Origin of the sequence: Methylobacterium sp. Leaf93 (assembly GCF_001422345.1) — a bacterium.
In the GTDB taxonomy this organism is placed as follows: domain Bacteria; phylum Pseudomonadota; class Alphaproteobacteria; order Rhizobiales; family Beijerinckiaceae; genus Methylobacterium; species Methylobacterium bullatum.
Map to the genome: position 1 here is coordinate 173,298 of NZ_LMMS01000012.1, position 24,511 is coordinate 197,808.

At 65.9% G+C, this 24,511-nt stretch carries 25 protein-coding genes; 17 read left to right on the plus strand and 8 right to left on the minus strand.

The features are described 5' to 3' along the window. Positions 1 to 8 precede the first annotated feature (8 nt). Both ASF26_RS09425 and ASF26_RS09430 read right to left on the minus strand, forming a co-directional pair. Positions 9 to 881, minus strand: coding sequence for a tetratricopeptide repeat protein (locus ASF26_RS09425; RefSeq protein WP_056252597.1), 873 nt, complete (start codon positions 879 to 881; stop codon positions 9 to 11). 551 nt (positions 882 to 1,432) lie between these two features. Next, positions 1,433 to 1,720 carry a hypothetical protein gene (locus tag ASF26_RS09430; RefSeq protein WP_056252599.1) on the minus strand — a complete coding sequence of 96 codons (288 nt, stop codon included), beginning with the start codon at positions 1,718 to 1,720 and terminating at the stop codon, positions 1,433 to 1,435. A 1,654-nt stretch (positions 1,721 to 3,374) separates the two neighbouring features. Here ASF26_RS09430 and ASF26_RS21980 point away from each other — a divergent pair. Continuing rightward, a complete protein-coding gene (locus tag ASF26_RS21980; protein WP_056252603.1) occupies positions 3,375 to 3,599 on the plus strand; it encodes a helix-turn-helix domain-containing protein in 225 nt (74 codons plus the stop codon). Between the two features lie 36 nt (positions 3,600 to 3,635). Here the strand turns inward: ASF26_RS21980 and ASF26_RS09440 are convergent, their stop codons facing one another. From ASF26_RS09440 to ASF26_RS09450, 3 genes are all read right to left on the minus strand, one after another. Next, positions 3,636 to 4,739 (minus strand): 5-(carboxyamino)imidazole ribonucleotide synthase, encoded by a 1,104-nt coding sequence (locus ASF26_RS09440; protein WP_200925898.1) that lies wholly within the window; start codon positions 4,737 to 4,739, stop codon positions 3,636 to 3,638. After that, positions 4,736 to 5,233 carry a 5-(carboxyamino)imidazole ribonucleotide mutase gene (gene purE / locus ASF26_RS09445; protein ID WP_056252606.1) on the minus strand — a complete coding sequence of 166 codons (498 nt, stop codon included), beginning with the start codon at positions 5,231 to 5,233 and terminating at the stop codon, positions 4,736 to 4,738. Before purE ends, ASF26_RS09440 begins: the two co-directional genes overlap by 4 nt. Before the next feature lie 184 nt (positions 5,234 to 5,417). Further along, the gene (locus ASF26_RS09450) at positions 5,418 to 5,636 is read right to left on the minus strand and encodes a DUF465 domain-containing protein (RefSeq protein WP_018042997.1); all 219 of its coding nucleotides are present in this window, start codon (positions 5,634 to 5,636) and stop codon (positions 5,418 to 5,420) included. Between the two features lie 222 nt (positions 5,637 to 5,858). On the opposite strand from ASF26_RS09450, the gene ASF26_RS09455 reads away from it, so the two are divergent. From ASF26_RS09455 to ASF26_RS09470, 4 genes are all read left to right on the plus strand, one after another. Beyond that, positions 5,859 to 6,041, plus strand: a complete 183-nt coding sequence (locus ASF26_RS09455; RefSeq protein WP_018042998.1) for a DUF465 domain-containing protein — start codon at positions 5,859 to 5,861, stop codon at positions 6,039 to 6,041. A gap of 179 nt (positions 6,042 to 6,220) precedes the next feature. Further along, positions 6,221 to 8,164 carry a propionyl-CoA synthetase gene (locus tag ASF26_RS09460; RefSeq protein WP_056252609.1) on the plus strand — a complete coding sequence of 648 codons (1,944 nt, stop codon included), beginning with the start codon at positions 6,221 to 6,223 and terminating at the stop codon, positions 8,162 to 8,164. 387 nt (positions 8,165 to 8,551) lie between these two features. Then, positions 8,552 to 9,670, plus strand: a complete 1,119-nt coding sequence (locus ASF26_RS09465; RefSeq protein WP_056252613.1) for an NADH:flavin oxidoreductase/NADH oxidase — start codon at positions 8,552 to 8,554, stop codon at positions 9,668 to 9,670. 20 nt (positions 9,671 to 9,690) lie between these two features. Then, positions 9,691 to 10,047 (plus strand): hypothetical protein, encoded by a 357-nt coding sequence (locus tag ASF26_RS09470; RefSeq protein WP_056252616.1) that lies wholly within the window; start codon positions 9,691 to 9,693, stop codon positions 10,045 to 10,047. 21 nt (positions 10,048 to 10,068) lie between these two features. Here the strand turns inward: ASF26_RS09470 and ASF26_RS09475 are convergent, their stop codons facing one another. Beyond that, complete coding sequence (locus tag ASF26_RS09475) at positions 10,069 to 10,827, minus strand: phosphodiester glycosidase family protein (RefSeq protein WP_056253309.1); 759 nt, start codon at positions 10,825 to 10,827, stop codon at positions 10,069 to 10,071. 228 nt (positions 10,828 to 11,055) lie between these two features. On the opposite strand from ASF26_RS09475, the gene ASF26_RS09480 reads away from it, so the two are divergent. Both ASF26_RS09480 and ASF26_RS09485 read left to right on the plus strand, forming a co-directional pair. Next, positions 11,056 to 11,568 (plus strand): hypothetical protein, encoded by a 513-nt coding sequence (locus tag ASF26_RS09480; RefSeq protein WP_056252620.1) that lies wholly within the window; start codon positions 11,056 to 11,058, stop codon positions 11,566 to 11,568. Between the two features lie 373 nt (positions 11,569 to 11,941). After that, positions 11,942 to 13,609, plus strand: coding sequence for a calcium-binding protein (locus tag ASF26_RS09485; protein ID WP_056252623.1), 1,668 nt, complete (start codon positions 11,942 to 11,944; stop codon positions 13,607 to 13,609). Positions 13,610 to 13,776: 167 nt separating this feature from the next. Here the strand turns inward: ASF26_RS09485 and ASF26_RS09490 are convergent, their stop codons facing one another. Further along, the gene (locus tag ASF26_RS09490) at positions 13,777 to 14,205 is read right to left on the minus strand and encodes a DUF4174 domain-containing protein (RefSeq protein ID WP_244475878.1); all 429 of its coding nucleotides are present in this window, start codon (positions 14,203 to 14,205) and stop codon (positions 13,777 to 13,779) included. A gap of 175 nt (positions 14,206 to 14,380) precedes the next feature. Here ASF26_RS09490 and ASF26_RS09495 point away from each other — a divergent pair, with 175 nt between their 5' ends. Both ASF26_RS09495 and ssb read left to right on the plus strand, forming a co-directional pair. Continuing rightward, positions 14,381 to 15,397: an NADP-dependent oxidoreductase gene (locus ASF26_RS09495; protein WP_056252628.1), complete on the plus strand. Its 1,017-nt coding sequence runs from the start codon at positions 14,381 to 14,383 to the stop codon at positions 15,395 to 15,397. Between the two features lie 181 nt (positions 15,398 to 15,578). Beyond that, a complete protein-coding gene (gene ssb / locus ASF26_RS09500) occupies positions 15,579 to 16,136 on the plus strand; it encodes a single-stranded DNA-binding protein (protein ID WP_056252630.1) in 558 nt (185 codons plus the stop codon). 322 nt (positions 16,137 to 16,458) lie between these two features. On the opposite strand, the gene ASF26_RS09505 is transcribed toward ssb, so the two are convergent. Beyond that, the gene (locus ASF26_RS09505; RefSeq protein ID WP_056252632.1) at positions 16,459 to 17,151 is read right to left on the minus strand and encodes an HAD family hydrolase; all 693 of its coding nucleotides are present in this window, start codon (positions 17,149 to 17,151) and stop codon (positions 16,459 to 16,461) included. 127 nt (positions 17,152 to 17,278) lie between these two features. On the opposite strand from ASF26_RS09505, the gene ASF26_RS09510 reads away from it, so the two are divergent. The 8 genes from ASF26_RS09510 to ASF26_RS09540 all read left to right on the plus strand — a co-directional run bounded on the left by ASF26_RS09510 (position 17,279) and on the right by ASF26_RS09540 (position 24,499). Further along, positions 17,279 to 17,653, plus strand: a complete 375-nt coding sequence (locus ASF26_RS09510) for a YciI family protein (protein ID WP_056252635.1) — start codon at positions 17,279 to 17,281, stop codon at positions 17,651 to 17,653. A 356-nt stretch (positions 17,654 to 18,009) separates the two neighbouring features. Next, entirely contained in the window at positions 18,010 to 20,766 is a 2,757-nt protein-coding gene (gene gyrA, locus ASF26_RS09515) for a DNA gyrase subunit A (RefSeq protein ID WP_056252638.1), read from the plus strand. A 446-nt stretch (positions 20,767 to 21,212) separates the two neighbouring features. Then, positions 21,213 to 21,713, plus strand: a complete 501-nt coding sequence (gene coaD / locus ASF26_RS09520; RefSeq protein ID WP_056252642.1) for a pantetheine-phosphate adenylyltransferase — start codon at positions 21,213 to 21,215, stop codon at positions 21,711 to 21,713. Positions 21,714 to 21,757: 44 nt separating this feature from the next. After that, positions 21,758 to 22,324, plus strand: a complete 567-nt coding sequence (locus ASF26_RS09525) for a peptidylprolyl isomerase (RefSeq protein ID WP_018043011.1) — start codon at positions 21,758 to 21,760, stop codon at positions 22,322 to 22,324. 23 nt (positions 22,325 to 22,347) lie between these two features. Then, positions 22,348 to 22,821 carry a hypothetical protein gene (locus tag ASF26_RS09530; RefSeq protein ID WP_156462930.1) on the plus strand — a complete coding sequence of 158 codons (474 nt, stop codon included), beginning with the start codon at positions 22,348 to 22,350 and terminating at the stop codon, positions 22,819 to 22,821. 4 nt (positions 22,822 to 22,825) lie between these two features. Beyond that, the gene (locus tag ASF26_RS09535; RefSeq protein WP_018043013.1) at positions 22,826 to 23,284 is read left to right on the plus strand and encodes a peptidylprolyl isomerase; all 459 of its coding nucleotides are present in this window, start codon (positions 22,826 to 22,828) and stop codon (positions 23,282 to 23,284) included. A 126-nt stretch (positions 23,285 to 23,410) separates the two neighbouring features. Then, positions 23,411 to 23,545: a hypothetical protein gene (locus tag ASF26_RS23655; RefSeq protein WP_280136350.1), complete on the plus strand. Its 135-nt coding sequence runs from the start codon at positions 23,411 to 23,413 to the stop codon at positions 23,543 to 23,545. 57 nt (positions 23,546 to 23,602) lie between these two features. Beyond that, positions 23,603 to 24,499: a GSU2403 family nucleotidyltransferase fold protein gene (locus tag ASF26_RS09540; RefSeq protein ID WP_156462931.1), complete on the plus strand. Its 897-nt coding sequence runs from the start codon at positions 23,603 to 23,605 to the stop codon at positions 24,497 to 24,499. Positions 24,500 to 24,511 lie beyond the last annotated feature (12 nt).

The following is a 24,511-nucleotide window of genomic DNA, read 5'->3' on the forward strand; positions in this document are numbered from 1 at the left end:
GCGACGGATCAGTTGAACAAGGATCCGACGCCGCCCGAGACGCGCCCCAGCCCCTGCTTGGCCACGGGGTTGCCCGGTTCGAGCTGGGCGGCGCGCTGGTAGCTCTCCATCGCCTCCTTCTTGCGGTTCGTCTTCTCGTAAGCGAGGCCGCGATAGGCCCAGGAGCTGGCGTCCTTGTTGTTGACGTTGAGGGCCGCGTTGTAATCCTCGATCGCCTTGTCGAACTGGTTCGTGGCGATGAGGCTCTGGCCCCGCGCGGCGTAGGGCGCCGCGACGAAGGGATTGCGGTCGATGGCGGCGTCGAAATCGCCGATGGCCTGGGTGTTCTGGCCCTGGCGCTGACGCACGAGGCCGCGTGCATGGTAGGCCTCGGCCGATTCCGGCGTCAGGCGGATCGCCTGGTTGAGATCCGACATCGCACCCTCGAGATCGCCCTGGGCACGCAGCACGTTGGCGCGACCGATATAGGCGGGGCCGTAGTTCGAATCGGCCGAGATGGCCTTCGAGAAGTCGGCGAGCGCCCCATCGTTCCGGCCGGTCTGGCGGTAGGCCAGCGCCCGGTTGTAGTAGGCGGAGGCCGAATTCGGATCGATCTGCACGGCCTTCGTGAAATCGCCGATGGCGTCGTTGAACTGGCCCGAGCGGGCATAGGCCGCGCCGCGGGTGACGTAGGCGCCGGCATCGTTGGGATTACGCTGGATCACCTCGGTGAGCGAGGCGATGTTGACGCTGGTGGCGCCCGTGGCGTCGGTCTCGACCACGGCGAACTGGCGCGTCGCCGAAGCCCCACCACCGCCATAGGTCTCACACCCGGCCAAAGCCGCCGCGATCGCCACGGCCCCGACCAGACCCGCCTTCGCGCGCGGCACTACAAACGTCATTGCCCCTCTCCCCTCGGGATCGCCATGCCCCCCGAGGCACGCTCCCGTCCGCTGCTATCGATCATCCCATTCATCGTGGCGCCTCGAAGCGCTTTGGATGCCAGACAGGACGACGAGTGCCGGCACAGTCTCGCATCGCGGTGAACACGCGCTCAAAACCCGTCGGCTCACCCGCTGAAGCGGCGCGATGTGGCGAAGGTAAGGCTCGATTCCGCGCGGGGTCGCGAAGGCCGTCTGGCGAGTCACGGCGAGGACAGACTGTGTCCGACAAGACGCAGTTTCGACGCCATCGCCGATGATCTCGTGGTTATCCCGCCATAGCTCGTCGGGCAGTCTCGGACAGACGCCCGGCGCCCGAATCGACGATTCGTGACGGGCGGCTTTCCCGCCTGCCCGGCGCCGGGCGTCATGTGCGGATCGGCGCCAGGGGAAGGGTAGACGGAACAGGGGCGAGCATGGCGAAGGGATCCGTGCGGCCCTTGCCCTGCTCGACCTTGCCCTGCTCGACCCGGATCAGATCGCGCTTGCCCGTCCGATACGACCGGCAAGCCCTATCGCGCCTTTATTTCCTGCTGGATATTCGTGATCGCGCGTTCCGAATGCTCGGTCAGAATCCCCTTCACGGATACGGGCGTCGCCGCCCACGCCACCGCCGCCAGGAACACCATCGCCGCAATCGCGTAGGCAAACGTTTCCATGATCCCGAGCCAGCCCAACAGCAACGGGACGAGGCTGATCACAAATGCAGCTCCGACATTCTTCGATATGTAGAGTATCGAAACGAAACAAATGAGTCCCAAAGCAACAGGTTTGGCGAATGCGACGATAGTCCGTTCCACGGCGAGGCCCCTCAGATAACCTGTGTTTATTGGCGTGCTTATCTGGCATGAGCTCCGAAACTCAGCTTTCAGCGGCCACACCAAGACATTACGATATATTCCGTCAAATGTCTGCGAAATAAAATGTATTCATTTGAGAATCTATAGATTCACACAAGATAACATGCAACGTCGTCGACCTTCATACCAGTATATACGTACCCGCCCCCATGCCGGCATCAGCTTTCGAATCATCGTTCACGCGCGATGGCGCGGATCCAAGATGAGAGGGGCCTAGTAATGACCTGAATGCCTCGATATTTCGGCCTGCATGATCAGTTTCATGACGTCTTCAGGCAACTAATTACGTCGATGGAGACCGGAGATACCTCACTTCCAGCTCGGAATTGTCCGACATGCCTCAATTTAGAACCGGCATCAGATGCAGAAACATCAATCGTGAGAGACGTAACGACCTATACACCTTGACGTATTTCTGTGTCAGCTTGATTTAAGCCATGAAATTACTCGACCCTATAGATTCTATCTGAAGTTGAATCTTGCTCCGTCGTCGATTTTTGTAATGCCGTAACGCTGATGCTTATTCAGTATGTCTTCACGTCACGTGGATATTCGGCTCGACAATGACGGTCGCGCAAGCCTGGGATACGGCCGGATCACGAACGTGCCCAATCATCAACGGCCACGCCACAAGATGTGGCACCGTCTTTACGCCATGCAACCTGCTCGATGACTTCAACGACTATCCAAAACGAGCGGTATCCTAAAATTTACGACCGGTATTATTACAGTCGATGGCATGCATCGACCAATCAGTGCAGCTCGCCCTTGTTTGATTATTCTGCCGGTCAATAAAGACATTTTCCAATAAAACACAGATCTATTTCAATAAAATGACCGATTTATCCGGATCTATCAATTATATGATACACCAATCAGTAGTGACTTGTTTCAATCGCCATGAATTTTACAACGAGCGAGCTGCGCCGATGGCAATACCGGCATCGAGCGGCACGGGTCAACGTGCAGGAATTGTCTCTCCGTCCCAAAATCATGGTTCGGAGCACCTGCGCACAGTGCGCTCAGCGTAATCGCCCGCGCCGACCAAACCACCGCGCCGTGACGACCTAGGCCCCCCAACGCAGCACATCGCACGGAGACCAATCACGCCATCGGCTCTTGTGCGTTCGGACCATGATCCGGACATCGAATACGCACGCGGCATGACTCGCCGGGATGCGCCGGATACGTGCGTCCGGCACGGGTTCCAACCGAACGATACCGGGAGTTGTGCGTGTCTCCCCCCTCGAAGGTGGTGACGGTTGTCGAAACGACGAAGCGCGTCGAGCCCGTGCTAGCCTTCGAATCCTGCAGAACACCGCGTTGAAGAATCTCGGCATCGTGGGATGGCTACCTGGAACAGGGCCATTGCGGTCATGTGGTCGGCGTCGGGGATATCGGCTTCATCAGGCTCGACCGCCCCTTTGCCGCGGGAGGTCCGTCGCCGTATCGGGAGCTCCGTTTCAGCGTCCCCCGGTCGGGTCTGGAAGCCCGGGTCGGAAACGACGAGGGTCGGGGTTTACCCGACATGCTCCGGTCTCGCGCGCGCGTGCGTGTCGAACGGCATTCGCACGACGCGTGTGGGCCGCAGGCGATGGCCGCGGCGCTCAACGTCTCCCGCTCGAAACTCTATCGTGCCTTTGCCGACGGCGAGGGGATCGCCGCCGAGATCCGCGATGCCCGGCCGCGCCGCGTCCATCGCCGGCTGACGTCGGCCTCCACCGACCGCACGCCCATCGACGTCCTGATGCATGCGTGCGGCTTCACCGACGCACCCGGCTTCGGCAGGGCTTTCAGACGGCGGTCGGCATGTCGCTGAAGGACGTCCGCGCCCTCCGGCAAGGTTGAGCCGTCCTCACGAAGCCGGGATTATCCGCGTGACATGGCCCATCTTGCGGCCTGGCCGGGCGTCGCCCTTGCCGTAGAGGTGGAGATGCGCGCCGGGTTCGGCGAGGAGCGCCTGCCACGCGTCGATGTCGTCGCCGATCAGGTTCCGCATCTCCACGGAGGCGCCGGCGACGCGCGAGGCATCGCCCAGGGGCCAGCCGCAGACGGCGCGGACATGCTGGGCGAATTGCGAGGTCACGGCGCCCTCGATGGTCCAGTGACCGGAATTGTGCACCCGCGGCGCGATCTCGTTGACGATCAGACGCTCGCCGGCCTCGTCGCGCACCAGGAACATCTCGACGGCGAGGATCCCAACATAATCCAGCGCCTCGGCGATCCGGCGGGCGATCTCCACCGCAATCCGGGCGGTCTCCTCCGACAGGTTCGGGGCCGGCACGCGGGTGAGGGCCAGGATATGGTCGCGGTGCTCGTTCTCGCACAGGTCGAAGGCCGCGAAGCTCCCGTCGGGGGACCGCGCCGCCACCACCGAGACCTCGCGCTCGAACGGCACGAACCCTTCGAGGATCAGCGGCGCGCCGCCGAACTCGGCGAAGATCGCGTTCCGGTCGCCCTCTTCGGCGGTGCGGATGATGCGCTGGCCCTTGCCGTCATAGCCGAAGCGGCGGGTCTTCAGCACGGCCGGCAGGCCGATCGCCTCCAGCGCGCGGGCGAGGTCGTCCGGCGTGTCCACCTGCCGGAACGGCGCGGTGGCGATGCCGAGGCCGTTGATGAAGCTCTTTTCGGAGAGCCTGTCCTGCGTGGTGGACAATGCGTCGGCGCTGGGACGAAGGGGCGCGTGGCGCGCCAGCAGGTCGGCGGTCTCGCGCGGGATGTTCTCGAACTCGTAGGTCACGGCATCGACGCTCGCCGCGAAGCGGGCGAGGGCGTCTGAATCGTCATAGGCCGCGCAGGTCGTCTCGGCCGCGACATCGAAGGCCGGGCTCGCCGCATCGGGGGCGTAGACATGGACCTTGAGGCCGTAATTGGCCGCGGCCAGCGCAATCATGCGGCCGAGTTGGCCGCCGCCGACGATGCCGAGGGTGGAACCGGGCGCGAGGGACATGTCGGTCACGGAATCTGTGTCTCCGGCCTCTCGGCCACGGATGCGGTCTGCGCGGCCCGCCACGCGTCGAGGCGCTCGGCGAGGGCGGTGTCGGTCAGCGCCAGGACGGCGGCGGCGAGGAGGGCGGCGTTGACGGCCCCGGCCCGGCCGATGGCGAGGGTGCCTACGGGAATGCCGGCCGGCATCTGCACGATGGAGAGCAGGCTGTCCTGGCCGGACAGGGCCTTGGATTCAACTGGAACGCCGAAGACCGGCAGCGGCGTCATGGATGCGGTCATGCCGGGAAGATGCGCGGCACCGCCGGCGCCCGCGATGACAACCTTGTAGCCGGCCTGCCTCGCCCCCTTGGCGAAGGCGACGAGGCGATCCGGCGTGCGATGGGCGGAGACGATGAACGCCTCGTGCGGCACGCGAAGGGCGTCGAGGGTGTCGGCGGCGTGCTGCATGGTCGCCCAGTCCGACTGGCTTCCCATGATGATCGCGACCGGGGGCGCTCCCGCCATCGTCGTCACTTCCTTCCCGAGACGATCGCGGTCGCCTGGTCATGCTTGGCCGGGTTCAGGCCATGTCTTCGTGGCCGCGCGATCCCGGGACGCGATCCTGCACCCGGACCGTGCCGCATACGCGGGCGGGCGACCGCCCGCAAGACGGTGCCCGGGCCAATCCTGTGATCAAGGCAAACCGAAGCTAGGCGATGATGTCGGGCGTGATCTGGTCTTCCAGATAGGAAATCCGGTCCCGCAGGCCGAGCTTGCGCCGCTTGAGGCGCTGGATCTGCAGTTGATCGCCGGCGACGCTCAGTTCCAATGCGTCGATGGCCCCGTCGAGGTCGCGGTGCTCCTGGCGGAGCCGCGCCAGTTCCTCGACGAACTCCGCCGTCCCGTTATCCTCGAACTCGCCCGCCATCGCACCTGCAGCCTCGACACGCACCGTCCCGAAACCATGCGGCACAGGCGCTCTTGCGGCAAGACGATGCCCGCAATTGGCTCTGGAAGACGCTTCTTCCACCGGGGAGGGCTCCGGCGATCGTGATTAACCAATGTTGCCCCCAGGGCCGATTTCGGTTTCGACAGCCGGCTCATACTATGCCACTCTGCCTGAGTCGGAACGAGACAGGAGAAACGACTCATGTCGCTGCAGACGCATCTGAGCCAGCTCGCCCTCAAGCACGAAGCCCTCGAGCGGGAAATCCACTCCGCGATTCAAAGCCCTTCCGAGAACGATCTACGGATCGCGGAATTGAAGCGACGCAAACTTCACCTGAAGGACGAGATCAATCGGCTGCGTGCCGAAACGGACTCGGTGCATTAGCCAGCTCCTCATCATTCCCCTTCCCTAACTGACCTTTGCCGCCGCGCTGCCCAGCGCGGCGGTTTTCGTTTGCACCGCCACCCCTTGTATCGTCATCCCTTGTACCGTCATGGGCAGGTTGGGCTACATTCTCCACAGATGCCGGCATCCTCAGACCGGCCGCCCGGGGACGAACCGCCATGCAGGCTGCCGCGACACCTCCCGATTCGCCTGAAGGGACGGACGCCTACCGCCCGATCCACGCGGGCTCCCTCGCCGATCCCGAAGGGTTCTGGCTGAAAGCCGCCGACGCGCTGGACTGGGACAAGGCCCCGTCGCGCGCCTTCGACCCCGAGGCGGGCGCCTATGGGCGCTGGTTTCCCGACGCGAGGCTGAACGCCTGCCACAACGCCGTCGACCGCCACGTGGCGATGGGGCGAGGCGAGCAGGCGGCGATCCTGTACGATTCGCCCGTCACCGGGACGAAGCGGACGATCGGCTACGCGGCTTTGCGCGACGAAGTGGCGACGCTCGCCGGCATCCTCTCGCTGCTCGGCGTGGAGAAGGGCGACCGGGTCGTCATCTACATGCCGATGATCCCCGAAGCCCTATTCGCGATGCTCGCCTGCGCGCGCCTCGGCGCGGTCCATTCCGTGGTGTTCGGCGGGTTCGCCGCCAACGAGCTCGCCATCCGCATCACGGACGCCGCCCCGAAGGTGGTGCTGGCCGCCTCCTGCGGCATCGAGCCGAGCCGGGTCGTGCCCTACAAGCCGCTCCTCGACGCGGCCATCGCGGCGTCATCGCACAAGCCCGAGGCCTGCCTCATCCTCCAGCGCTCGCAGTCCGAGGCGAGCCTGGTGGAGGGGAGGGACCGCGACTGGGCCGAGACCGTGGCCCGCGCGAAGGCCGCCGGGATCAGCGCCGATTGCGTCCCCGTCGCGGCCACCGACCCGCTCTACATCCTCTATACCTCGGGCACGACGGGGAAGCCCAAGGGCGTGGTGCGCGATACCGGCGGCTACTGCGTGGCGCTGTCGTGGTCGATGCCCAACCTCTACGACGTGAAACCCGGCGAGGTGTATTTCTGCGCCTCCGACATCGGCTGGGTGGTGGGCCATTCCTACATCGTCTACGCCCCGCTGCTGCACGGCTGCACCACCGTTCTCTACGAGGGCAAGCCGGTGGGCACGCCCGATGCCGGGGCGCTCTGGCGGGTCGCGGCCGAGTATGGCGTCGCCTGTCTGTTCACGGCGCCGACGGCTCTGCGCGCGATCAAGAAGGACGATCCGCGGGCCGAGCTCGTCGCCTCCCACGACCTCTCCGGCTTCCGCTCCCTGTTCCTCGCCGGCGAGCGGGCGGACCCGGATTCCGTGGCCTGGGCCGAGCGGGCGCTGGACCGGCCGGTGATCGACCATTGGTGGCAGACCGAGACCGGCTGGGCCATCGCCGGCAATCCGGTGGGGATCGGCATGCTGCCGGTGAAGCATGGCAGCGCCTGCGTGCCGATGCCGGGCTACGATCTCGCCGTGCTCGACGAGGCCGGCAAGCCGCTGCCGCCCGACACGATGGGCACGATCGCCCTGCGGCTCCCCCTCCCGCCCGGCTGCCTGCCGACCCTGTGGGGCTCGGACGAGCGCTTCCGCCAGAGCTACCTCACCACCTATCCGGGCTGGTACGACACCTCGGATGCCGGCATCGTCGACGCGGACGGCTACGTCACGGTTCTCGGGCGCACCGACGATATCATCAACGTCGCGGGCCACCGGCTCTCCACCGGCGGGATGGAGGCGGTTCTGGCCGCCCATCCCGATGTCGCCGAATGCGCGGTCATCGGCATCCGCGACGCGCTGAAAGGCGAACAGCCCTGCGGCTTCGTGGTGCTGAAATCCGGCGTCTCCCGCGACACCGCCGAGATCGAGCGCGAACTCGTCGCCTCCATCCGCGAGCGTATCGGCCCCGTGGCGGCGTTCAAGCTCGCGCTCACCGTGGCACGGCTCCCCAAGACCCGCTCGGGCAAGATCCTGCGCGGCACCATGAAGAAGATCGCCGACGGCGAAGCCTGGACCACCCCGCCCACCATCGACGACGCCGCCGTGCTGGACGAGATCGGCGAGAGTTTGAAGGGGAGGGGGATCGGAGCCTGAGCGTTTCCTTCCCCGGACGGGTGGGGCGCCAGCGGAACCCGATCCGGGGGCCGAACGAAGAGGATGTGCAGCGCCATGCTCGCGGCGACGAGGGGAGCCGCTAACGCTGCACGGCTTGCGCTGGATCCCGGATCACCCGTCGGTGACGCCTCCTGGGCTTACCCATCTGCTCGACGGCTGTTCCTCTATCCAAGAGGATCTTCGGTATGAGGCGCGACCGGCTCCCTCTCCTTCCAGGAGAGGGAGCCGGTGCTGGCCGCCAGATGTGTGAATATCTTAGTCGGAGACGCTCTGGGCGTCCGGGAAACACGGATGTGGCCCGTCCATCCCTGGCGCGGGCGACGCGTGTGCTCCATCTAGGCTGTCAGCCACAGCCGGAGCCCGCACATGACCGCATGCCTGTTCGAGCCCCTGTCCCTCGATGGCCTGACGCTGGCCAACCGCATCATCGTCGCCCCCATGTGCCAGTATTCGGCCCATGCGGGTCAGGCGGGCGACTGGCACCTGATGCATCTGGGGCAGCTCGCCATGTCGGGCGCGGGCCTGCTGACGCTAGAAGCCACCGCCATCTCGCCGGAGGCGCGGATCTCGCCCACCGATCTCGGCCTCTACTCAGACGAGACCGAGCTGGCGCTGGGCCGGGTGCTCGATGCGGTGCGGCTCCGGGCGCCGATCCCCATCGCGATCCAGATCAACCATGCCGGCCGCAAGGCCTCCAGCCGCGCTCCCTGGGACGGCGGCTCGCAGATCGATCCCGAGGCGCCCGACGGGTGGCGCCCGGAGGCGCCCTCCGCCGTTACCCATGGCGAGGGCGAGGTGCCGCCTCATGCCCTCGACGCGGAGGGATTGAAGCGCATCCGCGACGGGTTCGTGGCGACGGCCAAGCGCGCCCTGCGCATCGAGATCGACGGGTTCGAACTCCACGGCGCCCACGGCTACCTGCTGCACCAGTTCCTCTCGCCGCTCTCCAACCAGCGCACGGACGATTACGGCGGCAGCCTCGCGAACCGGATGCGCTTTCCGCTGGAATGTTTCGAGGCGGTGCGTGAGGTGGTGCCAGCCGGTAAGCCGGTCTGGATGCGGGTCTCGGCCACCGACTGGGTCGAGGGCGGCTGGACGCTCGACGAGACCGTGGAACTGGCCCATGCGCTCAAGCGGCGCGGATCGGCGGCGATCCACGTCTCCACCGGGGGCCTCTCGACGCGCCAGGAGATCCCGCTCTCGCCGGGCTATCAGGTTCCCTTCGCCGAGCGGGTGAAGGCCGAGACCGGGCTCACCACCATCGCGGTGGGCCTCATCACCGAGGCGGCCCATGCGGAATCGATCCTGGCGGAGGGCAAGGCCGATGCGGTCTCGCTCGCCCGCGCCATGCTGTACGATCCGCGCTGGCCCTGGCATGCGGCGGCCGAACTCGGCGCGCAGGTGAGTGCGCCCAAGCAGTACTGGCGCTGCCAGCCGCGCCAGTTCAAGACCCTGTTCCGCGACACCCAGTTCGGGCAACGCTGACCCGATTTCAGGCAAAGACCATGGACGACGACATCACGACGATCACGGTGCAGCGCGTCCGCTACGACGAGGAGAACGGCATCAGCCTGATCTCCGGCGCGGATGACGAGGACGAGCCCGCCGGCTACTTCATCATCCAGATCGAGAAGGGCGACCCGGACGGGCCGCTCATCGAGATCTTCGGCGAGGATCTCACCCAATCCGACGGGGTGACGGCCCTGGAGATTGGCGTTCGCCATCTGCTCTTCACGTTCGAACCGAAGAGCCTCATCGGGGCGGAGATGCCGATGGTGCGGATCGAATCGATGACCGAGATCGCCGAACTCGCCAAGGCGCGGCTCAGGGTCGCCTTCGGCAAGCGGGCGCGGCTGGCCTGAACCGCGATCCCGCCGGGAGCGCTACTTCGCCACCGCTCCCACCAGCGGCCCCAGCGGCCGGCTGATGTCGGAGCGGTTGATGCCCGGCGCGTAGAGGCTGGACACGCTGCCGTCGAGGAACAGGGCGTTGGCGCAGCCGAGCGTGTCCTTGAACAGGCGGGCGAAGGAACCGAAGGTCACCGGGCGCTCGGAAATGGCGAAGATGGCGGTGCGGCCGTCGTCGCGGACGCCGACCCCGTTGCGGATCTTCTGGCTAGGCCCGTCGCTGGAGATCTTCGGGTGGATCTTGCCGTCGATCACCAGCATCGGCCCCGATTGGGTGGCGAAATCCGGCTTGATCTTCTGGCGCAGGTAGCGCGCCGTGTCGGTGACGCCCGCGCGCTCGCCCTTCACGTAGAAGATGCCGTTGGGCTTGAGGTGGAAATTGCCCGGCCCGTTGGCGGTGGAGACGCCCTTCATCTCGCGGCCCTCCTCCACATAGAGGCCCACCGGCGCCTGGCCCTTATCGTACATGCCGCCGTTCATGGCGAAGCTCAGCTTCGGCCCGATCTTTTCCCCCAGCGTCGAGAGCGACGAATAGGGCAGGCCGTCGGCGCCGAGCCAGAACACCCGCACCCGTTCGCGGCGCAGATCCACCGTGCAGACCGTGAAGGTCTCACCCTCGGACTGAACCGCCTTGCACGGCGACGCGACGGCGGGCGCGGCCCGCGCGGGCTGGGAAGCGAGCCCCGCAGCGAACGCGAACAGCATGGCTCCGGCAAATGCGCGTCGCAGTGACATCATCGTTGAATCCCGAGGCGGAGCCATCATCCGCCCTCCCGTGCGGACGAGAGTGGCGCGCGGTGTCCTCGCCCGAAACGGGAGGCGTTTTCAAGGCGTGCCGACCGCCGCTCTCACCGACCTGTGATCGGCCCGACGCGTGCGGGACAAAATGTGCCATGAACCGTTCAGGGACCCTGGGTGTTCTATAGCCACTGGGGACAAGAACCTGTCTTTGGAGACAAGACGATGAAACGCATTGTTCTGGCAGCGACCGCGATGGTCGGCGCTCTGGCGATGATCCCGGCGACGGCGGAAGCCCGCGGCGGCTGGGGTGGCCACGGTGGCTTCGGCCATGGTGGTGGATTTGGCCATGGCGGCTTCGGGCGCGGTGGTTTCGCCCATGGCGGCTTTGGCCGTGGGGGCTTCGGTCACGGCGGCTTCGGCGGCTATCGCGGCGGCTTCCGGAGCGCAGGCTTCGGTTATCGCGGCGGCTGGGGTGGACATCGCGGCTACGGCTGGCGCGGCGGTTACGGCCGTGGCTACGGTTACGGCCTCGGTGGTCTCGGCCTCGGTGTCGGCCTCGGCCTCGCCGCCGGCGGACTCTATGGCGGCTACGGTGGCTATGGCGGATACCCGGCCTATGGCTACGGCTACGCTCCTGCCGCCTATGGTGGGTACGGCGGCGAATGCTACACCGTCCCGCGCACCCGCTGGACTCCCTACGGACCTCGCCGCGTTCTGATCGAGCGCTGCTACTGAGCGGTTTCGCTCGGCCTATGCAGACAAGAATAATCGGAAGGGGCCGCCTCGCGCGGCCCCTTTTCTTTTCCAGGGGGCGCTATTTCCAGGCTCGCGGCTTCTGCGTAGCGTTACCGCCGTAATTGGTTTGCCAAGCAATGTCTGCGACGACGAGAAGCTTCCAGTCCACTTGGCTCCGACGCAGTATTCATGGGACGTAGGATCCGCTCTGAGACCATATCCCCCAAGTGAGTGATGTGCCCCCCCCTTTGACTGTGGTAATCATCACGGTGCCGACCGCTACACCACTCTGTCATGACACGATCGGGGAAATACCCCGGACAGCAAGTGCGAATAGTAATCAGGCCTCGGTAGTGGGAAGTGAGATCAGGCGATGGGCACACGATATGTCAGCAGCAGCATTGCCGCGGAGGCTGCTGGTGCGGCCGGCATCGAGCTGTCACCGATTTCGACTGAGCTAACCGATGTCGTCATCCTCGGCGGCACGATCACGTCGAGCTACGCCGAGGGAGTACGCGGCCTCGGCAGCAACCATGACGTGATGCTCAGAGGGTGGATCATCGCTGACACCGACGGGGTTCTCTTAGGCGACAACAGGGCCGTCGATCGCGATCAGCGTGTCTGGATCTACCCGGACGCCCAGATCAACGCCGTGAATGGAGCGGGTGTCTCGGTGACGGCATATTCCAGTCTCGTTCACAACGATGGCAAGATCGAGGGTCACCGCTATGGGATCCTCATGTCGGGTGTTTCGAAGACGACAAAATCCACCATCGAGAACAAGGGCGACATCCTCGCCATGGATTACGGCATCGCTCATTCCCTTGCGGGAGGCGACACCGAAGGCTTGGTCGTGAAGAACACGGGCTACATCGAGGGCAAGCAGTTCAGTTTCTACGGCGGCGACAACAACGTTGCTGCCGACCGGATCGTGAACAAGGGGACGATGGTCGGCGATATCGCCCTGGGCGGCGGCAACGACGTCTACGAAGGACGCGAGGGCAGGACGGTCGAGAGCATCGTCTACGGCGGCATTGGAGACGATCGTCTTTACGGGAGCCGAGCTGAGGACACGTTCCACGGTGGGGACGGGAACGACTACCTCGATGGCGGTGCGGGCTCGGACCTCCTCGTCGGCGGCGCGGGCGACGACACCTACGTGATCAGCATACCCGTCTACGAAAATAGAACCGATCCCGTTACCGGGGAGGTCATCCTTGCATTTTACGGCGATACCCTCGTCGAGGGCAGGAACGGCGGCATCGATACAATCCGATCGAACATGGATGGCGATCTCGGCACGTTCGACAACATCGAGAACTTCGTCCTGACGGTGATCGCAAGAGGCGTGAGCTCGAGTATCGCCGGCAATGCACTGGCGAACACCCTGACCGGCAACGACGATGCCAATGTAATTGATGGCCGCGCGGGCGCCGACGTGATGATCGGTCTCGGGGGCAACGATTCCTACACGGTCGATTCGGGCGGTGACAAAGTCGTGGAGGCGACCAACGGCGGGATGGATCTGGTGACGTCGGCAGTGACCTTCTCCCTCGCCGGTCTGCAGGTCGAGAACCTGACATTGGCCGGCATCGACAACATCAACGCGACCGGAAACTCGTTGGACAACTACATCGTGGGGAACGCTGGCAACAACATCATCAATGGGGGGGCGGGCTCCGATAGGATTATTCTTTCAGGATCGGTGACGGATTCCGATACGATCGTGTTCAACACCCTGCCGACGGCAACCAACATCGACTCAATTCTAGGCTTTCAAAGTCTTGCAGGAGCAGCGGGTGACGTCATTCATTTGGACGGCGACGTGTTCAATGCCCTTCCAGAGGGGCAAGTTGCCGCCAGTGCGTTTCAGATCGGGTCGAGCACGACAGCCGCCACCGTTGACATACGGCTGATCTACTCCACCAGCACGCGAACCTTGTACTACGACAAGGATGGGAGCGGCGCCGAGTCGGCAGTCGTGATCTCAAGCTTCAGCGCGCCCAGCCCCCTCCTCACGGACGATGTCTTCGTCATCTGACCGGAGTTGTACGACGGCCGGGGGCTGCGATCATCGGCAGACCGGATCGGGACACCACGCCGTCCCGATCCGCTTTTGCCGTGTCGATGCGTCGACGGACAGACGTCTTCGCGCGAGTGAAGCAACCCCGTCGCCCATCCTGTCCGGAGCGTCCCATTGGTCGGCACTCAGCGCTGCCGTCGCTCATCCCTCCGCATCGGCATGGCGTCGATGGTGGAAAACAGGCGGTCGGCCGGAATCGGTGCAGCCTGGACGAGCTTGGCATCGCCGTCCTTGCCCACCAGCACCACGCGGAAGTCTCGCTCCCCGATCCCGAAGCGGTTGCGGATGCGTCTTGCTTCGGTGCCTGTCCCGATCGCCTCCACCAGGACAAGGTCGCGCTCCGCGTAATCCGCCCGCCATGCCCGCGCCTCGCGTCTTTGTGCCTCGATCCGCGGATCTCCGCTTTCCGGGGCGACGATGACGAGAACGCGCGATGTCCAGCGATGGGCGGCGAGGGGATCGTCGGCGAAAGCCTGCGACGCGACGCCGGACATGGCCGCGATCCCGGCGGCGATCATGGCGGCGATCATGGCGGGCAGAAACGGACGGGTCATCGGGGTATACCGGTCGGGTTGAAGGGCATGCACCCATGCCCGTCAACGCCGCTCGAAGCGGGCGGTGCCGGAACCCGCAAGCGGAACACCCGCGCCCGATCGGCCTTGTCGACATGTCCCTCGATTCCCGCACGCCCGTTCAGCGGATTCGTCATTACAATCGGAGCGTCAGATCATGGTCGCCGTGAACCGCAGCATCGTCCTCGCCTCCCGCCCGCACGGAGAGCCGACCGCCGCGCATTTCCGGCTCGAGGAGAGCCGCACACCGACGCCGGGGGAGGGCGAAGTGCTGCTCCGCAACCGTCTCCTCTCCCTCGATCCCTACATGCGCGGACGGATGAGCGCGGCGAAATCCTATGCCGAGCCGGTCGCCATCGGCGCGCCGATGGTCGGGGCCACCGTGTCGGAGGTCGCGGCCTCCCGGCATCCGGATTTCCGCGAGGGCGACGTGGTCACCGCCTTCGGGGGCTGGCAGGACTTCGCCGTCTCCGATGGCCGTGGCCTGCGCAAGCTCGATCCCGACGCCGCCCCGGTGAGCACGGCGCTCGGCGTGCTCGGAATGCCGGGCATGACCGCCTATACCGGCCTCCTCACCATCGGCCAGCCGAAGTCGGGCGAGACCGTGGTGGTCGCCGCCGCCGCCGGTCCGGTGGGCTCCCTCGTTGGCCAGATCGCGAAGCTGAAAGGTGCGCGCGCCGTCGGCATCGCGGGCGGCCCTGAGAAATGCGCCTACCTCACCGACGTGCTCGGCTTCGACGCCGCCGTCGATCACCGCACCGACGACCTGCCCGGCGCGCTGGCCGCCGCCTGCCCCGATGGGATCGACGTGTATTTCGAGAATGTCGGCGGCCCGGTGTTCGACGCCGTGCTGCCGCTCCTCAACGATTTCGCCCGCATCCCCGTCTGCGGCCTCGTCTCGGGCTACAACCTCACCGAATTGCCACCGGGGCCGGACCGCAGCCCCGTCGTCATGCGGGCCATCCTGACCAAGCGCCTGACCCTGCGCGGCTTCATCGTGTGGGATTTCGCCGACCAGGAGCAGGAGTTCCTGAGCGAGGTCGGAACCTGGCTGAGGGAAGGGCGCATCCAGCATCGGGAAGACATCGTCGACGGGTTGGAGGCAGCACCGGAGGCCTTCATCGGGCTGCTGAAGGGCCGGAATTTCGGCAAGATGCTTGTGCGGATCGCGTGACGGCCAAGCGCGGGATCCTTGCGCGTCAAAACGAACAAAGATAGAACATCGACCTGTGATCGGTGGGGACAAATTCGCCCTCCCGATTGCGGGCCGCCTGTCCGAAGTTCATGAAGGGCGAACGGGACGGACGGCGTGTGAGGCCCTTTCCGTCAGTGAGATCGATCGAGAGGAGAGCGGCATGGCCGGCAGCGTCAACAAGGTGATTTTGGTGGGCAATCTCGGGCGCGACCCCGAGACCCGGCGCCTCGCCTCCGGCGATCCCGTGGTCAACCTGCGCATCGCCACGTCCGAATCCTGGAAGGACAAGGCGTCGGGCGAGCGCAAGGAAAAGACCGAGTGGCATGCGGTGGTGATCTACAACGAGAACCTCGCCCGCGTGGCCGAGCAGTACCTGCGCAAGGGCTCGAAGGTCTATATCGAGGGCCAGCTCCAGACCCGGAAATGGGCGGACCAGTCCGGCGTGGAGAAATACACCACCGAGGTGGTTCTTCAGCGCTTCCGCGGTGAACTCACGCTCCTCGACGGTCGCAGCGGCGGCGGCGGAGAGATGGGCGCCGACGACGAGGGCGGCGGCCAGATCAGCCGCGGCGGCGATTACGGCGGCGGCCGTGGCGGAGACCGGGGCGGCGATCGCGGCGGCGAATACGGCGGCGGCCGTTCCTCGGGCGGCGAGCGTCGGCCGGCGGCAGCGGCGTCGAAGCCCAACTACGACCTCGACGACGATATCCCGTTCTAGGGATCTGCCGTTCCCGTCGTCGGCATCCGACAGATCGGAAGCTAGGCGTGTGGGCTTCCACCCAATCCGCTCACGGCGACGATAGTCACATATCTCGCGGACAGCGCGGATCCCCTCTCCTGGAAGGAGAGGGACAGGGTGAGGTGTGCGACCTTTTCGAAGATGGACCACACCTCACCCCAGCCCTCTCCTTACAGGAGAGGGAGTACGTTGCGCCTCATGCGAACCTTCTCGGATAGAGGGAACGGACGTCGAGCAGCTTGGTGCATCCACTAGCTGCTCACTGGAGTAGACGGACAGGTGCCCCGATAGAGAACAGGCATCAGGCGTCGGGTTGCGACGGCGCGATCCGCGCCATCCTCGATGCGACCTCCAGCAAGGTCTCCCCGGACAGATCCGGCGCCTCGAGGGCAGGTGAGTACGGCACGCCACGAGCGACGTAGCCTGTCATGAGGCCCGCGATCCTGGCGCCGTGAAGGTCCCAGGGGTGGGTCGCGATCATCGCCATGTCGCCCTGAGCGAGGACGGCGGCCCGCGCGGCGTGGCAATAGACCTCGGCGCGCGGCTTGGACAGCTTCACGTCCTCGACGGAGAGAACCCGCTCCACGAGCCCTTCCATGCCTGCCCCGCGGAGCAGTCCCGTCGTGGTGGCGACCGCTCCGTTGCTCAGGGCGAAGACCCGGATGCCGGAATCGGCCAGAACCTCGAATGCCGCCTTGGCGTCCTCGTGCGGCGGAAGAGCCTTCATCATGCCGAGTACCGCATTCCTGTCCTCCGGCGAGGCGGAGAGGCCGTGCATGGCGAGCACCTCGTCCAGGCACCCCGACAGGACTGACTGGAAGGGCGCGAAGGTGCCGGTGGCCGCCAGGGCGAACATGTCCCGCAGGCCGGCGGTGTAGAGGAAGTCCAGGGCAAGGGGCGGCAGGCCCATCGCCACCAGGGCGGGCCGCATCGGTTCCATGCTGAACACGGTGCCGATGATGTCGAAAGCGACGGCTTTCGGGCGAGTGAGCATGACTTTGCCCCTGTCGATGGATGCGGCGGGATCGATGGCGTCGGGTAACCGGCCCAGCGGTCTGTTAGTTCACACGAACCGTGCCTTCGTGCTTCCATGGGCTCGATCGAGCAGGGGAGGCGAATCGATGCGCGTCATGGTTCTGGTCAAGGCGACCGCGGACAGCGAGGCGGGGATCATGCCGTCCCTCGACGTGCTCACCGCCATGGGCGAGTTCAACATGGAACTCGCCAAGGCGGGCATCCTCCTCGCCGGCGAGGGTCTGCACCCGTCCGCAAAGGGCAAGCGGGTCGCCTTCGACGGCGCCTCCCGCACCGTCAGCGACGGCCCCTTCGCCTCGACCGGGGAGCTGGTCGCCGGCTTCTGGCTCTGGCAAGTGAAGGACATGGCGGAAGCGCTGGACTGGGTGAAGCGCTGTCCCAATCCGATGCCCGGCCCGAGCGAGATCGAGATCCGGCCGCTCTACGAGATGTCCGATTTCGCGGGCGCCGCGGCGGGGTGAGGGGAACGGCGCTCTTACGCCGCCTTTCAGGCCGCCTCGAGACGCGGCGAGAGAGGCCCCGGATCGGGTTCCGCCGAGGCTCCACCCGCCCGGGAAAGAGGCTGGAAGCCGACAGGCGCGCATTCGCCGGGATCGGTATCGCAAGCGCTTGCGACGCATGGGGTTTGTCGATGTCGTCGCGATGCGTGGCGGTGGCGCAGCGGCACTGGATGGCGTATGACGGACGTCCGAGCCAGGACGTGACGCGGCCGGCCTTTTAGAGGCCACGCGGAACGCCCCGCCCCAACTTTCCGTAGCGCCCGTCGCTCCACGCGGACCCGGCCAGCCGGGACCGTCACAGGCAGAGATCGAAGACCTTGGCAGAGAAAGACGATACCGGCGCCGGCGCGACGCCGCCCGCCTCGGACATCAAGCCCGTTTCCATCACCGACGAGATGCGCCGCTCCTACCTCGATTACGCCATGAGCGTGATCGTGAGCCGGGCGCTGCCCGACGCGCGGGACGGCCTGAAGCCGGTGCACCGGCGCATCCTCTACTCGGCCTATGAGAGCGGGCACCTGCCCGAGCGGAAATACGTCAAGTCGGCCCGCATCGTCGGCGACGTGATCGGCCTCTACCATCCGCATGGCGACCAATCGATCTACGACGCCTTGGTCCGCATGGCCCAGGACTTCTCGATGCGGCTCATGCTCATTGACGGGCAGGGCAATTTCGGCTCCGTGGACGGCGATCCGCCGGCGGCCATGCGCTACACCGAGTCGCGTCTCGCCAAGCCCGCCAACGCGCTGCTCGCCGACATCGACAAGAACACCGTCGACTTCCAGCCGAACTACGACGAGTCGCGCGAGGAGCCGAAGGTTCTGCCCGCGCGCTTCCCGAACCTCCTCGTCAACGGGGCCGGCGGCATCGCGGTGGGCATGGCCACCAACATCCCGCCGCACAATCTCGGTGAACTCATCGACGCCTGCATCGCCCTCATCGACGATCCCGGCCTCAGCATCGAGCAGCTGACCGAATACGTCCCCGGCCCCGACTTCCCCACCGGCGGCTCGATCCTCGGCCGCGCCGGCGTACGGCAGGCCTACGCCACCGGGCGCGGCTCCGTGATCATGCGGGCGAAGTCCCATGTGGAAGAGTTGCGCAAGGAGCGCGAGGCGCTGATCTTCACCGAGATCCCGTATCAGGTGAACAAGGCGACTCTCATGGAGAAGATCGCCGAGCTGGTGAAGGAGAAGCGCGTCGAGGGCATCTCGGACCTGCGCGACGAATCCGACCGCGACGGCATGCGCATCGTCATCGAGATCAAGCGCGATTCGATGGCCGACGTGGTGCTGAACCAGCTCTACCGCTTCACGCCGCTGCAATCCTCGTTCGGCTGCAACATGGTGGCGCTCAACGGCGGCCGCCCCGAACTGATGAACCTGAAGGACCTGCTCACGGCCTTCGTCGATTTCCGCGAGGAAGTCGTCTCGCGGCGGACCAAGTTCCTCCTCGGCAAGGCCCGCGAGCGCGCCCACGTGTTGTGCGGCCTCGCCATCGCGGTGGCCAATATCGACGAGGTCATCCGCCTCATCCGCACCTCGCCCGATCCGAATACCGCCCGCGAGGCGCTGATGGGCCGCCATTGGCCGGCCCTCGACATCGCGCCGCTCATCGCCCTGGTGGACGACCCGCGCCACCGCGTGGACGAGAACGGCAATTATCGTCTCTCGGAGATCCAGGCCCGCGCCATCCTCGACCTGCGCCTGCAGCGCCTCACGGCTCTCGGCCGCGACGAGATCGGCGACGAGCTCCAGAAGCTCGCCGACGAGATCGCCGATTACCTCGACATCCTGCGCTCGCGCCTGCGCATCATGACCATCGTCAAGGACGAGCTGCGCGAAGTGCGCGAGGCCTACGCCACGCCACGCAAGACCATGATCCTCGACTGGGATTCGAACGTCGAGGACGAGGACCTGATCCAGCGCGAGGACATGGTCGTCACCGTGTCCCATGCCGGCTACGTCAAGCGCGTACCGCTCTCGACCTACCGGGCCCAGCGCCGGGGCGGCAAGGGCCGCTCCGGCATGTCCACCCGCGACGAGGATTTCGTCACCCGCCTGTTCGTGGCCAGCACCCACACCCCGGTCCTGTTCTTCTCGAACCAGGGGCAGGTCTACAAGGAGAAGGTCTGGCGCCTGCCGATGGCCGCCCCCAACGCGCGCGGCAAGGCGCTCGTCAACATCCTCGCCATGGATGCGGGCACCGAGCGCATCACCACGATCATGCCGCTGCCCGAGGACGAAGCCTCCTGGGAGACGCTCGACGTCATGTTCGCCACCGCCAGCGGAGGCGTGAGGCGCAACAAGCTCTCGGATTTCGTGCAGGTGAACCGCGCCGGCAAGATCGCCATGAAGCTCGACGAGGGCGACCACATCGTCCACGTGGAGATCTGCCGCGCCGACCAGAACGTCCTGCTCACCACGCAGGCCGGCCAATGCATCCGCTTCCCCGTGGAGGATGTCCGCGTGTTCAAGGGGCGCGATTCAACCGGCGTGCGCGGCATCAGCCTGGCGCAGGACGACCGCGTCATCTCGATGACGATCCTCAACAGCTTCGAGGCGACGCCCGAGGAGCGGGGCGCCTTCCTGAAAATGCAGCGGGCCGTGATCGGCGACACCGAGGGCGGCGATGCCGATTCCGAGGACATCGCCACCGATGCGCCGCTTCTCTCGCAGGAGCGCTACGCCGAAATGGGCGCGGCCCAGCAATTCGTGCTCACCCTCTCCGAGCGCGGCTTCGGCAAGCGCAGCTCGTCCTTCGAGTATCGGATCTCGGGTCGCGGTGGCAAAGGCATCACCGCCATGCGGGTCAACCCGCGCAACGGCAACCTCGTCGCCTCCTTCCCGGTCCAGCCCTCCGACCAGATCATGCTGGTGACCAATGCCGGACAACTCATCCGTGTACCGGTGGACGATATCCGCATCGTCGGCCGCGCCTCGCAGGGGGTCACGGTGTTCAACACCGAGAAGACCGAGCGCGTGGTCTCGGTCGAGCATATCGAGGGTGAAGGCGATGGTGAGGACGATGCCGGAGAGGTGACGGCAATCGATCCCGCCGGCGACGCCCCCTGAAAGAGGCCTTATTCCAACTGATCTGGAATCATTCGGGATCAGTCTGAAAACTTTCGACACGAATGCCGGTCATGTCGCAAGACTTGGCCTGCATTCTCGTTTCGGTCGCTGATCTTCGGTGTTGCAGCCAAGTCATATTCGGCGCGGCGATGCACGGATATGTTCGGCCTTAGAGAGATATCGCTCCACGATCCGCGCCGGACCGAACGAGACGTTCGGCGCAGTGTGGAGTTGCGAAAAGGCTCTGACGTTCCGGCACTTCGCCTCGCGAATCCATAAGCCGGTCGTCGTCGACCAGACTTCGAAGACCGAAACTTCGGGCGGGCGCTCCATCGGGGCATCCGCCCTTTTTTGTGCGCCGGTCCATTGCCGGGAGGATTCGCCATCGGGCCGCGATGGTCGGGGGCGGTTCCGTTTCGGGGCGAAATGCTCTACGCCCACCGGTGATGATCCGCACCGCGCTCTACGCTGGCTCTTTCGATCCGGTCACGAACGGACACCTCGACGTCATCCGTCAGGCATGCCGGCTCGTGCAGCATCTGGTGATCGCCATCGGCGTGCATCCGGGCAAGGCCCCCATGTTCTCGCCCGAGGAACGGGCGGATCTGCTGCGGGCGACCTGCGCGCCCCTGGCGGAGGCCGAGGACGCCAGCCTCGACATCGTCACCTTCGACGATCTGGCGGTATCGGCCGCACGGCGCTCGGGCGCCAGCATCTTCATCCGCGGCCTGCGCGACGGCACCGATCTCGACTACGAGATGCAGCTCGCCGGCATGAACGGCGCCATGGCGCCGGAGGTGCAGACCGTTTTCCTGCCCGCCTCCACCGGCGTTCGGCCGATCACCGCCACCCTGGTGCGCCAGATCGCGGCCATGGGCGGCGATGTCTCGCCCTTCGTTCCTCCCCTCGTGGCGGAACGGCTCGCCGCGCGCTTCGCGCAAGCCTGATCCCTTCCATCCACCCACTTCAACGGACCGGAGACCGCCCCCTCATGACTCATCGGACCCTCCATCGGCGGACCGCCTTCCTGTCCCTGGCGCTTGCCGCCATGATCGGGTTCGCGCCCGTGGCACGGGCGGCGGACGACAACACGGTCTATCTCGACACCAAGGACGGCCGCGTCACCATCGAGCTGCGCCCCGATCTCGCGCCGCAGCACGTGGCCCAGCTCAAGACCCTCATCAAGAAGGGCTTCTATGACGGGCTGAAGTTCCATCGCGTCATGGACGGGTTCATGGCGCAGACCGGCGACCCGAAGGGCAACGGCACCGGCGGTTCCTCCCTGCCGAACATCCCGGCCGAATTCTCGCAATCGCCGTTCCGGCGCGGCACCCTCGGCATGGCCCGCTCGTCGGATCCGAACTCGGCGAACTCGCAGTTCTTCATCTGCCTCGGCGATGCGCCGTTCCTGAACGGCCAGTACACCGTGATCGGGCTGGTCTCCTCTGGGATGGAGGTCGTCGACAAGATCAAGAAGGCAGCGGCGGGCGCTCCGGGCGGCGCGGTCCAGAACCCCGACAAGATCGTGAAGATGCAGATGGCCCAAGGCGCCAAATGAGCGGAGGCGCGACAGTGAGGCGTATGACGCGCCTTGCGGTCGCTGGGTCGGCGGTCGCCTTCCCGCTCGCGGCGGCTTTTGCATCGGCTGCCCTGGCGGGAGCCGGACTGCCGCTTACGCCGCCCGCGTCCCTGCGCTCGACGGTGCAGGCCCCGGAGGGCGGCATCGCCGCGAGTCCGGCCGACACGCTCCAGGAGCTCTACCCCCGACTCGCCGCCTGCTGGGAGGTGCCACAAGGCCTCGCCGGCTTCCCGCGCACCGAGATCACCGCCCGTTTCGCGCTCCGCCGCGACGGGTCCGTCATCGGCGAGCCTCGCATCACCTTCTCGATGCAGAATGCCGATCATCGCGGCAGGGACATCCTGACCCGCTCAACCCTCGACGCGATCCGGCGCTGCACGCCGGTCGCGATCACGCCGGCGCTCGGCGCCGCCATCGCGGGGCGCCCGATCGCCCTGCGGTTCATCTACCAAGGTCCCCAGGGACAAGGAGTCTGACCCCATGGCCGATACCGAAACCCTCATCCTCGAAACCACCAAGGGCCGCGTCGTCATCGGGCTGCGCCCGGATCTCGCCCCCAACCATGTCGAGCGTCTCAAGACGCTGGCGGGACAGGGATTCTATGACGGCGTGCCGTTCCACCGTGTCATCGACGGGTTCATGGCCCAGACCGGCGACCCGACGGGCACCGGCTCGGGCGGTTCCGATCTGCCGGACCTGAAGGCCGAGTTCAACGACGAGCCGCATGTGCGCGGCACCTGCTCCATGGCCCGCACCAACTTCCCGCATTCGGCGAATTCGCAGTTCTTCCTGTGCTTCGGCGACGCCCGCTTCCTCGACAAGCAATACACTGTCTGGGGCAAGGTGACCGAAGGCATGGACGTGGTGGATAGCCTCAACAAGGGCGAGCCGCCCCGCTCGCCGGACAAGATCGTCAAGGCCACGGTCGGCACCGCCTGAACCAACCGGCCAGTCGATGAAAAGGGCGTCCGCGCGTGACCCGCGCGGACGCCCTTTCTCGTTTGTGGGGCTCGGCTGCCCGCGTTACAGGACAACGGCTATTTTCCTGTAACGCGGGTACGAGCCATGCCGTCCATCGATGCCGCGGAGCAGACGGTCGCCGCCGATCTCAATCAGCGCTGTGCCGATGCGGAGTTCGACCGCGACTTTCCCGAGAACAGCAAGTTCATCAGGCGCACCATCAAGACGCGCGAATACTAGTACTATCAGGGCTACGACGCCGCCACCGGCACGAAGTCCAACCGCTATGTGGGCACGGTGGCGGATTCCGAGACCACGCGCCGGGTCGAGGCCCATGACCGCCAGCGGGTCGATCACCGCACCCGTATCGACGCGGTTCGGATGTTGCGGAGCGCTGGGTTTCCGACAACCGACGCCCTGACGGGCCGGGTTGTCGAGCGTCTGGCGCAGGCAGGCTTCTTTCGCCTGCGCGGAGTTCTGGTGGGTACGGTTGCGTTCCAGAACTTTCCGGGCCTCGTCGGAGAGCGCCCGATGAGGGCGCTCAGGACCGGCGACATCGATCTCGCACAGGATTACGGCATTTCGGTCGCGATCGGAGAGAGCATGTCTCCCATTCACGAGGAACTGCAGGCCGTGGATGCGAGCTTCCGTCCGGTGCCGAACCTGTCGCGGCCGGACAGCACAAGCGCATTCGTGAACGCCAGCGGGTTTTGGGGCGAGTTTCTCGTCTCGAACCGCGGCGCGGACGATCTGACCGGGGCACTCGTCCCGATGCCGGCCCTCGGCGGTGTCAGCGCCCAGCCGCTTCGCGATCTCGATTTCCTCATCAGAGACCCGGTCCGCTCGACACTGCTCCATGCCGGCGGAATCTCGGTCACGGTGCCGGCTCCAGAGCGCTACGCCGTTCACAAACTCGTCGTGGCGAACGAGCGGACCGAGCGTGAGAAACAGGCGAAGAATCTGACTCAGGCGGGCTTCCTGATCGCGGCCCTTGCCCGGAACCAGCCCGTTGCCCTGGCGGCCTCCTGGGTCGAGGCGTGGAACCGAGATCCCTCCTGGCGCCGTCACCTGGAAACAGGTGTCGCACGCCTCGACGAAACCGGGTGCATCGCCATCACGCAAGCCGTCTGTGCGCATGGCCAGATACTGGGCTACGAGCCGACGCAAGTCGGGTTTCCGGCATTCCCTGCGTAGCGCCCCGCGATC